9 protein-coding genes are annotated in these 13,413 nt (G+C 56.3%); 7 read left to right on the top strand and 2 right to left on the bottom strand.

Annotated elements, in window-relative coordinates:
- Position 1 precedes the first annotated feature (1 nt).
- From hscA to sseB, 5 genes are all read left to right on the top strand, one after another.
- The gene (gene hscA / locus FOB24_RS18655; RefSeq protein WP_150345304.1) at positions 2 to 1,852 is read left to right on the top strand and encodes a Fe-S protein assembly chaperone HscA; all 1,851 of its coding nucleotides are present in this window, start codon (positions 2 to 4) and stop codon (positions 1,850 to 1,852) included.
- A 1-nt stretch (position 1,853) separates the two neighbouring features.
- Positions 1,854 to 2,189 carry an ISC system 2Fe-2S type ferredoxin gene (fdx, locus tag FOB24_RS18650; RefSeq protein ID WP_137350948.1) on the top strand — a complete coding sequence of 112 codons (336 nt, stop codon included), beginning with the start codon at positions 1,854 to 1,856 and terminating at the stop codon, positions 2,187 to 2,189.
- Between the two features lie 11 nt (positions 2,190 to 2,200).
- Positions 2,201 to 2,401, top strand: a complete 201-nt coding sequence (iscX, locus tag FOB24_RS18645; RefSeq protein WP_003037694.1) for a Fe-S cluster assembly protein IscX — start codon at positions 2,201 to 2,203, stop codon at positions 2,399 to 2,401.
- Between the two features lie 61 nt (positions 2,402 to 2,462).
- A complete protein-coding gene (gene pepB, locus FOB24_RS18640; protein WP_038642620.1) occupies positions 2,463 to 3,746 on the top strand; it encodes an aminopeptidase PepB in 1,284 nt (427 codons plus the stop codon).
- A gap of 70 nt (positions 3,747 to 3,816) precedes the next feature.
- Positions 3,817 to 4,593, top strand: a complete 777-nt coding sequence (gene sseB / locus FOB24_RS18635) for an enhanced serine sensitivity protein SseB (protein ID WP_150345303.1) — start codon at positions 3,817 to 3,819, stop codon at positions 4,591 to 4,593.
- Positions 4,594 to 4,629: 36 nt separating this feature from the next.
- On the opposite strand, the gene timP is transcribed toward sseB, so the two are convergent.
- Together timP and sseA are read right to left on the bottom strand one after the other, a co-directional pair.
- On the bottom strand, positions 4,630 to 4,740 hold the full coding sequence (gene timP / locus FOB24_RS24545; protein ID WP_263364683.1) for a small toxic inner membrane protein TimP: 111 nt from the start codon (positions 4,738 to 4,740) through the stop codon (positions 4,630 to 4,632).
- Positions 4,741 to 5,097: 357 nt separating this feature from the next.
- Positions 5,098 to 5,949, bottom strand: coding sequence for a 3-mercaptopyruvate sulfurtransferase (gene sseA, locus FOB24_RS18630; RefSeq protein ID WP_085049321.1), 852 nt, complete (start codon positions 5,947 to 5,949; stop codon positions 5,098 to 5,100).
- A gap of 206 nt (positions 5,950 to 6,155) precedes the next feature.
- Between sseA and FOB24_RS18625 the strand changes: the two genes are divergently transcribed.
- Both FOB24_RS18625 and pbpC read left to right on the top strand, forming a co-directional pair.
- Entirely contained in the window at positions 6,156 to 11,090 is a 4,935-nt protein-coding gene (locus FOB24_RS18625; RefSeq protein WP_150345302.1) for an alpha-2-macroglobulin family protein, read from the top strand.
- The gene (pbpC, locus tag FOB24_RS18620) at positions 11,091 to 13,403 is read left to right on the top strand and encodes a peptidoglycan glycosyltransferase PbpC (protein ID WP_150345301.1); all 2,313 of its coding nucleotides are present in this window, start codon (positions 11,091 to 11,093) and stop codon (positions 13,401 to 13,403) included.
- Positions 13,404 to 13,413: the final 10 nt, after the last annotated feature.

The following is a 13,413-nucleotide window of genomic DNA, read 5'->3' as shown; positions in this document are numbered from 1 at the left end:
AATGGCCTTATTACAAATTAGTGAGCCTGGTCTGAGCGCCGCGCCGCACCAGCGTCGTCTGGCGGTAGGTATCGATTTAGGCACTACCAACTCCCTGGTTGCAACCGTACGCAGCGGCCAGGCCGAAACGCTGGCAGACCATGAGGGTCGCCACCTGTTGCCGTCAGTGGTTCACTATCAGCCGCAGGGCTACTCTGTCGGTTACGATGCCCGCGCCAATGCCGCGCTTGACCCGGCCAATACCGTGAGTTCGGTAAAACGCATGATGGGCCGCTCTCTGGCGGATATCCAGGCGCGCTATCCGCATCAGCCTTATACGTTTCAGGCCAGTGAAAACGGCCTGCCGATGATTGAAACCGCTGTCGGTTTACTTAATCCGGTGCGCGTATCCGCTGATATTCTGAAAGCGCTGGCCGCGCGGGCAACCGAATCGCTGTCCGGTGAACTGGACGGCGTCGTGATCACCGTTCCGGCATATTTTGACGATGCACAGCGTCAGGGAACCAAAGACGCCGCGCGCCTGGCTGGTCTGCACGTATTACGTCTGCTGAATGAGCCGACCGCTGCGGCGATCGCTTATGGCCTGGACTCCGGTCAGGAAGGCGTGATCGCAGTCTATGACCTTGGCGGCGGTACCTTTGATATTTCTATTCTGCGCCTGAGCCGCGGCGTGTTCGAAGTGCTGGCGACCGGCGGTGATTCCGCGCTCGGCGGCGATGATTTTGACCATCTGCTCGCCGATTACATTCGCGAGCAGGCGGGGGTTGCCGATCGCAGCGACAACCGCGTACAGCGTGAACTGTTGGATGCCGCCATTGCGGCGAAAATTGCGCTCAGCGACGCCGATTCTGTAACGGTTAACGTGGCGGGATGGCAGGGTGAAATCACCCGTGAAACCTTCAATGAACTGATTTCCGCACTGGTTAAGCGTACGCTGCTGGCCTGCCGTCGCGCGCTGAAAGATGCGGGCGTTGAGCCGCAGGATGTGTTGGAAGTGGTGATGGTCGGTGGTTCAACCCGCGTGCCGCTGGTACGTGAACGCGTTGGTGAGTTTTTTGGCCGTACGCCGCTGACCTCTATCGACCCGGATAAAGTGGTCGCTATCGGCGCGGCAATCCAGGCGGATATTCTGGTCGGGAATAAACCAGACAGCGAAATGCTGCTGCTGGACGTCATTCCGCTGTCCCTGGGCCTTGAAACCATGGGCGGTCTGGTGGAGAAAGTGATCCCGCGTAACACCACTATCCCGGTGGCGCGTGCGCAGGACTTTACCACCTTTAAAGACGGCCAGACCGCGATGTCCATCCACGTGATGCAAGGCGAGCGTGAGCTGGTGCAGGACTGTCGTTCACTGGCGCGCTTTGCGCTGCGCGGTATTCCTGCGCTGCCAGCAGGCGGCGCGCATATCCGTGTGACCTTTCAGGTGGATGCCGATGGGCTGCTGAGCGTCACCGCTATGGAGAAATCCACCGGCGTTGAGTCCTCCATTCAGGTCAAACCGTCCTATGGTCTGACCGACGGTGAAATCGCCTCCATGATTCAGGATTCGATGAGTTTTGCCGAGCAGGACGTCAAAGCCCGTATGCTGGCAGAACAGAAAGTCGAAGCGGCACGTGTACTGGAAAGCTTATCCGGTGCGCTGAACGCTGATGCCGCGCTGTTAAGCGCCGCAGAGCGTCAGGCTATCGACACCGCCGCCGCGCACTTGAGCGAGGTTGCGCAGGGTGACGATGTTGACGCGATAGAACAAGCCATTAAAAACGTAGACAAACAAACCCAGGAATTCGCCGCTCGCCGCATGGACAAATCCGTCCGTAGCGCGCTGAAAGGCCATTCCGTGGACGAGGTTTAATATGCCAAAGATTGTTATTTTGCCTCATCAGGATCTCTGTCCCGATGGCGCAGTTCTGGAAGCTGAGACTGGCGAAACCATTCTCGACGTTGCCCTGCGTAACGGCATCGAGATTGAACATGCCTGTGAAAAATCCTGTGCCTGTACGACCTGTCACTGCATCGTACGTGAAGGTTTTGATTCTTTGCCGGAAAGCACGGAAGAAGAAGACGACATGCTGGATAAAGCCTGGGGCCTGGAGCCGGAGAGCCGTTTAAGCTGTCAGGCGCGGGTAACCGCGGACGATTTAGTGGTCGAAATCCCACGTTACACAATCAATCATGCACGTGAGCATTAACAGAGGGTAGTATGGGACTGAAGTGGACCGATAGCCGTGAAATCGGTGAAGCGCTGTACGACGCCTTCCCCGATCTCGATCCCAAGACCGTTCGTTTCACCGATCTGCACCAATGGATCTGTGACCTGGAAGAGTTCGATGATGATCCACAGGCATCGAACGAAAAAATCCTTGAGGCCATTTTACTGGTCTGGCTGGACGAAGCCGAATAAGTCAACGGGCTGCCCACGGGTGGCCCGTTTTCCTGTATGCGCGAAAATAAGGATAAATAAAATGACAGAAGCCATGAAAATTACGCTTTCCACGCAACCTGCCGATGCCCGCTGGGGTGAAAAGGCAACATACAGCATTAATAATGAAGGCATTACCCTGCACCTGAACGGAAAAGATGACCTCGGCCTTATCCAGCGCGCCGCGCGTAAAATCGACGGCCTGGGTATTAAACACGTGCAACTGGACGGTGAAGGCTGGGATACCGAACGCAGCTGGGCTTTCTGGCAGGGTTATAAAGGACCGAAAGGCAGTCGCAAAGTTGAGTGGGCTGCCCTGGACGAAGCACAGCGCAAAGAGCTGGATAACCGTCTGAAGATTATTGACTGGGTGCGCGATACCATTAATGCCCCGGCGGAAGAACTGGGCCCGGAACAACTGGCGCAGCGCGCGGTCGATCTGCTGTGCTCTGTTGCCTGCGATAACGTCTCTTACCGCATCACCAAAGGTGAAGATCTGCGTGAGCAGAACTACATGGGACTGCATACCGTGGGGCGCGGTTCTGAGCGTCCTCCGGTGCTGCTGGCGCTGGACTACAACCCGACTGGCGACAAAGAAGCCCCGGTTTACGCTTGTTTGGTTGGCAAAGGCATTACTTTTGACTCCGGCGGTTACAGCATCAAGCAAAGCGCATTTATGGACTCAATGAAGTCCGATATGGGCGGTGCGGCAACGGTCACCGGCGCGCTGGCGTTTGCCATCACCCGTGGTCTGAACAAGCGTGTGAAGCTGTACCTGTGCTGTGCGGATAACCTGATCAGCGGCAACGCCTTTAAGCTGGGCGATATTATTCACTATCGCAACGGCAAAAAAGTGGAAGTGATGAATACCGATGCGGAAGGACGCCTGGTGCTGGCGGATGGTCTGATCGACGCCAGCGCGCAAAAACCGGAGCTGATTATTGATGCAGCTACGCTGACCGGTGCCGCGAAAACCGCCCTGGGTAACGATTATCACGCGTTGTTCAGCTTTGACGACAAGCTGGCTGCCCGTCTGCTGGCAAGCGCGGCACAAGAAAACGAGCCGTTCTGGCGTCTGCCGTTGGCTGAGTTCCACCGTAGTCAGCTGCCGTCTAACTTTGCCGAGCTGAATAACACCGGCAGTGCGGCTTATCCGGCGGGTGCGAGCACTGCAGCAGGCTTCCTGTCTCATTTTGTGGAAAACTACCAGCAAGGCTGGCTGCACATCGACTGCTCTGCAACTTATCGCAAAGCGCCAGTTGAGCAGTGGTCTGCGGGCGCAACCGGTCTGGGTGTGCGCACCATCGCGAATCTGCTGACCGCATAATTCATGACTGTATTGCCGGATGGCGCTACGCTTATCCGGCCTACATGTATTCATCCAATTTGTGATCCTTATGTCCGAAACAAAAAATGAATTAGAAACGTTGCTGGAACAAGCGGCGACAGAGCCTGCGCATCGACCGGCATTTTTCCGTACTTTACTTGAATCCACCGTCTGGGTGCCGGGTACTGCTGCAGAAGGCGAGGCGGTGGTTGAAGACAGCGCCCTCGACCTTCAGCACTGGGAAAAAGAAGACGGCACAACCGTGATCCCGTTCTTTACTTCCCTTGAGACCCTGCAGCAGGCGGTTGAAGATGAGCAAGCATTTGTCGTCATGCCGGTGCGTACGTTATTTGAAATGACGCTCGGCGAAACGCTGTTTCTCAACGCGAAGTTGCCGACCGGCAAAGAGTTTATGCCGCGTGAAATCAGTCTGCTGATCGGTGATGAGGGGAGTCCGCTAAGCACCCAGGAAGTACTGGAAGGCGGCGAATCGCTGATCCTCTCTGAAGTTGCTGAACCGCCAGCGCAGATGATCGACTCGCTGACCACGCTGTTTAAAACCATCAAGCCGGTAAAACGTGCGTTTCTCTGCTCAATCAAAGAAAGTGCGGAAGCTCAGCCAAACCTGTTGATCGGGATTGAAGCTGACGGTGATATTGAAGAGATCATCCACGCTGCGGGCAGCGTCGCGACCGACACATTGCCGGGCGATGAACCGATTGATATTTGCCAGGTGAAGAAAGGCGAGAAGGGTGTCAGCCACTTTATCACCGAGCATATCGCACCGTTCTACGAACGCCGCTGGGGCGGCTTCCTGCGCGACTTTAAACAGAACCGGATTATCTGAGTGAAGGAAAGCCGCCCCGAAGGGCGGCTACCAGGCTTACTTGCCCTGGGTGCTGAGCGTCACGCGTGCAGAATTACCTGAGTAACTCTGGTCCCCGTGAAGACACAACGCGCCAGAAACAACAAGCACGATACAGAAGTATCGCATCTTCATTGCGCGGTCCATGCGAAGACCGCATCACGACAGCACCACTGGCGATAATGCCGTGATAGCAAGCACTGTGGTGTGCTTGCGTTTACGGCCACGGGACATCCTTTCCTGAAGCCAGTGCCCGTTTGCGAGACGGCGAAAAGGGCCGGTCAGGATAATACATCAATTGTTGAATAGTTTTCGAGCTAATTAACTTGACTTTAGCTCCCTTTAAAAGGAATATTACCGCACTGTGGTGTGCTTGCGTTGCTATGGCAACAACGCCTGCTGGAAAGGCCGCGAACCGGACTGGCACAAAAAAACCGCTCATTTGGGCGGTTTTTTTGTGGGCGAAAAAGATGAGTAAATCAGATTTTATTTAGCCTCAGATGGTTCTACCGGTAAATCGTTGCGCGCTCCCCATTCGCTCCACGCCCCGTCATACAGTGCGACGTTCGAAACATCCAGCGTGGCAAGCGCCAGTACCACCACGGCAGCCGTTACGCCGGAGCCGCAGCTGGCGATAATGGGGCGGTCAAAGCTCACGCCGTGGCTGAAGAAAATAGCATCCAGCTCATCGGTAGTTTTGAGTTCGCCGTCACGAACCAGCTCTGTCCACGGTACGTTAAGCGCACCGGGTACATGACCACGCTTCAGGCCTGGACGCGGCTCGTCAACTTCGGCATTAAAACGCGCAGCCGGGCGGGCATCGACGATCTGCGCCGTTTTTTCATGACTGGCCAGCAGCACATCGGTGACGCGCACCACGGCTTCAGGCGTAAATGCGACGTTAAATTCGCCTTCGGGTAACTCCTCGTTTCCTTCCTGCAGCATCAGCTCATCGCGCTGCCAGCCAGCAAGACCGCCCGCCAGAATGGAGACATTCTCGACGCCAAAAGTCCGCAGCATCCACCATGCGCGCGGCGCCGAAAACAGATTGCCGTCATCGTAGACAACCAGATGTTTATCCTGATGAACACCCAATTCGCGCATCGCGACAGCGAAGGCTTCCGGGCGCGGCATCATGTGCGGCAACGGCGAGGTATGGTCGGAAAGCGCTTCAATATCAAAAAAAACGGCGCCAGGAATATGACCTGCGCGATACTCCTCGCCAACATCGCGATCTTCCTGACCTGGAGGTGCCATCCGGGCATCAAGGATTTGTATTTCCGGGTCGTCAATGTGTTCGGCAAGCCAGTCGGCAGCGACAAAGAAGGCGGTGGTCATAGGCATCTCCATTTTTACCAGGTTTTGGCAAATTGTCGGACGTTTAGTGCAAAGCGACAAGTAAAAGAGGCTGATTTGTCAGGCGAATCCACATTAATCACGAAAATTAGGACAACGTTGTTCATTTACTGGCTTCCACAGCCTGAAAACTAACGCATAATAGTTGTTCTACGTAGCTAACGGGCCACTATGGCCAGGGATGAAAAATGAAACATTTACGCGTAGCGGCCTGCATGCTGATGCTGGCACTTGTCGGGTGTGATAATAATAACGAAAAATCGACGACGGCTGCGAAGCCGGATGCACCTGCTCCGCAGACTGCGCCCGCAAAAGACAAGGCCCAGTTAGAGAAGCTGATGCAACAAAGTCAGGGCAAGTCGCTGACGCTGTTAGATGCCTCAGAGGTCCAGCTCGACGGCGCGGCAACGCTCGTGTTGACCTTCTCCATTCCCCTCGATCCGGAACAGGATTTTTCCCGCGTAGTGCACGTTGTCGATAAAAAAAGCGGCAAAGTCGATGGTGCCTGGGAGCTGGCGCCAAACCTGAAAGAGCTACGCTTACGGCACCTCGAACCTAACCGGGAACTGGTGGTTACCATTGAGCGTGATTTACTGGCGCTGAATAAAGCGACGTTTGGTATCGATTATGAAAAAAATATCACCACACGTGACGTCCAGCCGAGCGTAGGGTTCGCCAGTCGCGGTTCGCTACTGCCGGGAAAGGTGATTGAAGGGCTGCCGGTGATGGCGCTCAACGTTAACAGTGTGGATGTGAATTTTTATCGCGTGAAGCCAGAGTCGCTCGGCGCGTTTGTCAGCCAGTGGGAATACCGCAATTCGTTGTCGAACTGGGAATCCGATAATCTGCTGAAAATGGCGGAACTGGTCTATACCGGACGCTTTGACCTCAACCCTGCGCGCAACACTCGCGAAAAGCTGTTGCTGCCGCTGAGCGAAATCAAACCGTTGCAGCAGGCTGGTGTTTACATCGCGGTGATGAATCAGGCCGGAAAATACAACTACAGTAATGCCGCGACGCTGTTTACGCTCAGCGATATTGGTGTGTCAGCGCATCGTTACCATAATCAACTGGATATCTTTACGCAGAGTCTGGAAAACGGCGCAGCGCAGCAGGGCATTGAAGTCACATTACTCAACGAAAAAGGGCAGACGCTGGCGCAAGCCACCAGTGACGCGCAGGGGCATGTACAGCTTAAGACTGATAAAGAAGCTGCCTTATTGCTGGCCCGCAAAGACGGGCAGACTACGCTGCTTGACCTGAAACTTCCGGCATTGGATCTGGCTGAGTTTGATATTGCCGGCGCACCGGGATACAGCAAACAGTTCTTTATGTTTGGTCCGCGCGATCTCTATCGCCCCGGTGAAACGGTGATCCTCAATGGATTACTACGTGACAGCGACGGTAAAACGTTGCCCGACCAGCCGGTGAAGCTGGAAGTGGTCAAGCCCGACGGACAGGTTTTACGCTCGGTTGTTAGCCAGCCGGAGAACGGTCTGTACCGCTTTAGCTGGCCGCTGGATAGCAGCGCGCCGACCGGTATGTGGCATATTCGCGCCAATACTGGCGACAACCAGTCGCGGATGTGGGATTTCCACGTTGAAGATTTTATGCCAGAGCGGATGGCGCTCAATCTCACCGCCAGCAAAATGCCGGTAGCGCCAACTGATGAAGTGAAATTCTCGGTGGTGGGTTACTACCTGTACGGCGCGCCCGCCAACGGCAACGCTCTGCAAGGGCAGCTTTTCCTGCGCCCGTTACGCGAAGCGGTGCAGACACTGCCGGGGTTTCAGTTTGGTAATATTGCCGAAGAAAACCTTTCCCGCAGTCTTGATGAAGTTCAGCTCACGCTGGACGATCACGGTCGCGGCGAAGTGACCGCCAACAGCCAGTGGCAGGAGACGCATTCCCCGTTACAGGTGGTGTTGCAAGCCAGCCTGCTGGAGTCGGGTGGCCGCCCGGTGACGCGTCGGGTTGAACAAGCCATCTGGCCTGCAGATACGCTGCCGGGGATTCGACCGCAGTTTGCGGCTAAAGCTGTTTATGATTATCGCACTGACACCACGGTGAATCAGCCTATCGTCGATGAAGACAGCAATGCTGCTTTCGATATCGTTTATGCCGATGCGCAAGGCGATAAAAAAGCGGTGTCCGGCTTGCAGGTGCGTTTGATCCGCGAACGTCGTGATTATTACTGGAACTGGACTGAAGGCGAGGGCTGGCAATCGCAGTTTGATCAAAAAGATCTGATCGAAGGTGAGCAGACTCTGGATCTTAAGGCCGATGAAACCGGTAAAGTGAGCTTCCCGGTTGAGTGGGGCGCCTATCGTCTGGAAGTAAAAGCGCCGAATGATGCGGTGAGCAGCGTGCGCTTCTGGGCGGGTTATAGCTGGCAGGATAATAGCGACGGCAGCGGCTCTGTTCGCCCCGATCGTGTGACCCTGAAACTGGATAAACCCGGCTATCGTCCTGGCGATACCATGAAGCTGCATATTGCCGCCCCCGCGGCTGGCAAAGGTTATGCGATGGTAGAATCTAGCGAAGGACCGTTGTGGTGGCAAGAAATAGACGTGCCTGCGAATGGCCTGGACCTCACTATTCCAGTCGATAAAACCTGGAATCGCCACGATTTGTATCTCAGTGCGCTGGTGGTTCGTCCTGGCGACAAATCCCGTTCGGCGACGCCAAAACGGGCGGTTGGGTTGCTGCATTTACCGCTGGGCGATGAAAATCGTCGTCTGGGACTGGTGCTGGAAAGTCCGACGAAAATACGCCCAAATCAGCCATTAACCGTCAAGATTAAAGCCAGCGTTAAAAATGGCGACGTGCCAAAACAGGTTAACGTACTGGTCTCTGCCGTTGATAGCGGGGTGTTGAACATCACTGATTACGTTACGCCCGACCCATGGCAGGCGTTTTTCGGACAAAAACGCTATGGTGCGGATATTTATGATATCTACGGTCAGGTCATCGAAGGACAAGGACGTCTGGCGGCGCTGCGCTTTGGTGGCGATGGCGATGAGTTAAAGCGTGGCGGTAAGCCTCCGGTTAATCACGTCAATATCGTGGCGCAACAGGCGTTACCGGTCACGCTTAACGAGCAGGGCGAAGGTACGGTGACGTTACCGATTGGTGATTTCAACGGCGAGCTGCGGGTCATGGCGCAGGCCTGGACGGCGGATGACTTTGGTAGCAGCGAAAGCAAAGTGATTGTCGCCGCGCCGGTGATTGCTGAACTGAACATGCCGCGCTTTTTGGCCGGGGGAGATACTTCGCGCCTGACGCTGGACGTGACCAACCTGACCGATAAACCACAGACGCTGAATATTAACCTCGCGGCCAGCGGTTTACTGGAACTGATAGGGCAAGATCTTGCGCCTGTGAATCTGGCGCCAGGCGTACGGACTACGCTGTTTATTCCGGTGCGCGCGCGGGAAGGCTTTGGCGAGGGGGAAATTCAGGCGCAGATTAGCGGTCTGTCTCTGCCAGGGGAGACGCTGCCTGTGCAGCACAAACAGTGGAAGATTGGCGTGCGCCCGGCGTTTCCCGCGCAAACTGTCAATAATGGCGTTGCGCTCCAGCCGGGGGCAACCTGGCAGCTGCCAGGCGAAGAGTTGGCTAATTTCTCTCCTGTGACAATGCAGGGACAATTGCTGTTCAGCGGTAAACCGCCGCTGAATCTGGCGCGCTACATCCGTGAACTGAAAGCTTACCCTTACGGTTGTCTTGAGCAAACGGCGAGCGGGTTGTTCCCCTCTTTATACACCAATGCTGCGCAACTGAAGGCATTAGGTATCGCGGGCGACAGTGATGAAAAACGCCGTGCGGCAGTAGAGATTGGCATTTCCCGTTTACTGCAAATGCAGCGCGATAACGGCGGTTTTGCGCTGTGGGATAAGAACGGGCCGGAAGAGTACTGGCTGACCGCGTACGTAATGGATTTCCTCGTCCGCGCGAACGAACAAGGCTACAGCGTCCCGGTTGAGGTGATTAACCGGGGGAACGAGCGGCTGCTGCGTTATTTGCAGGATCCGGGGATGATGTCGATTCGTTATACCGATGACTCGTCTGCAAGCCGGTTTGCTGTACAGGCCTACGCCGCGCTGGTGTTGGCTCGTCAGCAAAAAGCCCCGCTTGGCGCACTGCGTGAAATCTGGGAGCGCCGCGCTCAGGCGGCTTCTGGTTTGCCGCTGTTGCAACTGGGGATCGCGCTGAAAAACATGGGCGATGCTAATCGCAGTGAACAGGCGCTTACGTTGGCGCTGAATACACCGCGTCGCGATGCACAACAGTGGATGGCGGATTACGGCAGTCAGCTACGCGACAACGCGCTGATGCTGGCATTGCTGGAAGAGAACAAGCTCAAACCTGAAGAGCAGAATACGTTGCTGAACACATTGTCAGAACAGGCCTTTGGTCAGCGCTGGCTCTCTACTCAGGAAAATAATGCGTTGTTCCTTGCCGCGCGTACGTTACAGGATTTACCTGGCACGTGGCAGGCGCAAACATCACTCTCTGAACAACCGTTAGCAGGTGATAAATCGCAAACCCGGAATCTGGATGCCGACGAGCTGTCCACGCTGAGCGTCACGAATACCGGTAATCTGCCGCTGTGGCTGCGTCTGGATGTCAGCGGTTATCCGCAAACCGCACCGACGCCTGCCAGCAACGTCCTGCATATTGAACGTCAGATCCTGGGACTCGACGGGAGCAGCAAATCACTGGATTCTCTGCGCAGCGGCGAACTGGTGCTGGTCTGGCTGGACGTTAAAGCCAGCCAGAACGTGCCGGATGCTCTGGTCGTCGACTTACTGCCTGCCGGACTGGAGCTGGAAAACCAAAATCTGGCTAACGGCAGCGCCAGTCTGCAGGATAGCGGTAGCGAAGTGGCGAACCTGCTCAATCAGATGCAGCAGGCAGATATCCAGCATATTGAGTTCCGTGACGATCGCTTTGTCGCTGCGGTGGCGGTCAATGAAGGACAGCCGGTTACGCTGGTCTATCTGGCGAGAGCAGTAACACCGGGAACGTATCAGGTTCCCGTCCCGCAGGTGGAATCAATGTATGTTCCGCAGTGGCGGGCAACCGGTGCGGCAGAGGGGCTTTTGATTGTCAGACCATAAATGATGCGCGGGTTGGGTAAACGCGGCTGCTGGCTCTGGCTGGCAGTCGTTGCGCTAGTGTTTGTGATGGCGATTTGGGCGGCAGACAAAATCTGGCCGCTGCCGCTTCATGAGGTGGATCCCGCGCGTGTCGTGGTGGCGCACGATGGTACGCCTCTCTGGCGCTTCGCCGACGCGGACGGTATCTGGCGTTATCCGGTGACGATTGATGAGGTATCCCCCCGCTACCTTCAGGCCTTAATTAACTACGAAGACCGTTGGTTCTGGAAACACCCCGGGGTCAATCCGTTTTCAGTACTGCGCGCCGCGTGGCAGGACCTCTCATCCGGGCGTGTCGTCTCGGGCGGCAGTACGCTCACCATGCAGGTGGCGCGTTTACTCGATCCCCACCCACGCACCTTTGGCGGCAAGTTTCGCCAGCTCTGGCGCGCGTTGCAACTGGAATGGCATCTGTCCAAGCGCGACATTCTGACGCTGTATCTTAACCGTGCGCCGTTTGGCGGCACGCTGCAAGGCGTGGGCGCAGCGAGCTGGGCCTATCTTGGCAAATCGCCTGCACAACTGAGCTACTCCGATGCAGCATTGCTGGCTGTGCTGCCACAGGCGCCGAGCCGTCTGCGTCCGGACCGTTGGCCGGAGCGCGCTGAAGCGGCGCGTAATAAAGTGCTCGAACGTATGGCAATTCAGGGCATTTGGTCCGCAAAACAGGTGCAGGAGTCACGCGAAGAGCCGGTCTGGCTGGCCCCCAGGCAGATGCCGCAGTTAGCGCCGTTATTTTCGCGCATGATGCTGGGAAAAAGCCGCAGCGATAAAATCGTGACTACCCTTGACGCCGGGTTGCAGCGGCAACTCGAAGAGCTGGCGCAAAACTGGAAAGGGCGATTGCCGGCGCGCAGTTCGCTGGCGATGATTGTGGTCGATCACACCGATATGAGCGTGCGTGGCTGGGTGGGGTCAGTGGATATGAATGATGACTCCCGCTTTGGTCATGTGGATATGGTGAATGCGATCCGCTCGCCGGGATCGGTGCTGAAGCCGTTTATCTATGGTCTGGCTCTGGATGACGGATTAATTCATCCCGCTTCGTTGTTGCAGGATGTACCACGGCGAACCGGTGATTATCGACCGGGGAATTTTGACAGTGGTTTTCACGGACCGGTAAGTATGAGCGAGGCGCTAGTACGTTCGCTGAATTTACCTGCGGTCCAGGTTCTGGAAGCCTATGGCCCGAAGCGTTTTGCCGCATCGTTACGTAACGTCGGTTTACCGTTATATCTGCCCGCAGGGGCTGCGCCGAATCTGTCGCTGATTTTAGGCGGGGCGGGGGCAAGGCTTGATGATATGGCGGCGGCGTATAGCGCCTTTGCCCGCCACGGGAAGGCGGGTAAATTGCGTCTGCAGCCGGCAGACCCGCTACTGGAGCGTCCGCTGATGTCGGCAGGCGCGGCGTGGATTATTCGCCGGATTATGGCTGACGAAGCACAACCGCTACCGGATAACGCACTGAGCAGAGTGGTTCCTCTGGCGTGGAAAACGGGCACCAGCTATGGCTATCGCGATGCGTGGGCGATTGGGATTAACGCCCGTTATGTGATTGGCATCTGGACCGGCAGGCCCGACGGTACGCCGGTGGTGGGGCAGTTTGGCTTTGCCAGCGCCGTACCTGTGCTCAATCAGGTCAACAATCTGCTGCTCTCTCGCGGGACGAATCAGCCGGAAGACCCCCGTCCTGAATCCGTTAGCCGCGGCGTGGTATGTTGGCCGGGCGGGCAATCTCTTGCGGCTGGAGACAGTAACTGTCGCCGCCGGCTGGCAACCTGGCTACTGGATGGCAGTCAGCCGCCAACACTGTTATTACCTGAGCAGGAAGGCGTTAACGGCATTCGTTTCCCTGTCTGGCTGGACGGAGAGGGCAAACGCGTGGCGGCGGATTGCCCGCAGGCGCGCGAACAGACGCTTATCGTCTGGCCCTTGCCGCTTGAACCATGGCTGCCGGAATCAGAGCGCCGTGGGGCGAGATTACCGCCTGTTTCTGCCACATGTCCGCCGTTGGGGCAGGATCCCGGGTTACGGTTGCAGTTGACAGGTCTGCGCGATGGCGCGATTGTGAAGCGTTTACCTGGTTCTCCAGAGGCTTCATTGCCGGTGCAAACCAGCGGTGGAACAGGCGATCGCTGGTGGTTTCTTAACGGACAACGTCTGGACGAGCGCGGGCGTCACTTGACGCTACGTCTGACGGTCAAAGGGGATTACCAACTGCTGGTGATGGATGACGCCGGACAGGTGGCGACGGTGAGATTTTCGGTGCAGTAGACCAGTTGGT

The sequence above is a fragment of the Citrobacter werkmanii genome (genome assembly GCF_008693645.1).
GTDB lineage: Bacteria > Pseudomonadota > Gammaproteobacteria > Enterobacterales > Enterobacteriaceae > Citrobacter > Citrobacter werkmanii.
The sequence above is the reverse complement of the archived record's forward strand: the minus strand, read 5'-3'. Positions and strand labels throughout refer to the sequence as shown.

Coding starts and splice junctions, on each gene's coding strand:
- pepB (WP_038642620.1), top strand. CDS start 2,463: ATGACAGAAGCCATGAAAATTACGCTTTCCACGCAACCTGCCGATGCC.
- fdx (WP_137350948.1), top strand. CDS start 1,854: ATGCCAAAGATTGTTATTTTGCCTCATCAGGATCTCTGTCCCGATGGC.
- sseA (WP_085049321.1), bottom strand. CDS start 5,949: ATGACCACCGCCTTCTTTGTCGCTGCCGACTGGCTTGCCGAACACATT.
- sseB (WP_150345303.1), top strand. CDS start 3,817: ATGTCCGAAACAAAAAATGAATTAGAAACGTTGCTGGAACAAGCGGCG.
- iscX (WP_003037694.1), top strand. CDS start 2,201: ATGGGACTGAAGTGGACCGATAGCCGTGAAATCGGTGAAGCGCTGTAC.
- FOB24_RS18625 (WP_150345302.1), top strand. CDS start 6,156: ATGAAACATTTACGCGTAGCGGCCTGCATGCTGATGCTGGCACTTGTC.
- hscA (WP_150345304.1), top strand. CDS start 2: ATGGCCTTATTACAAATTAGTGAGCCTGGTCTGAGCGCCGCGCCGCAC.
- pbpC (WP_150345301.1), top strand. CDS start 11,091: ATGATGCGCGGGTTGGGTAAACGCGGCTGCTGGCTCTGGCTGGCAGTC.
- timP (WP_263364683.1), bottom strand. CDS start 4,740: ATGCGATACTTCTGTATCGTGCTTGTTGTTTCTGGCGCGTTGTGTCTT.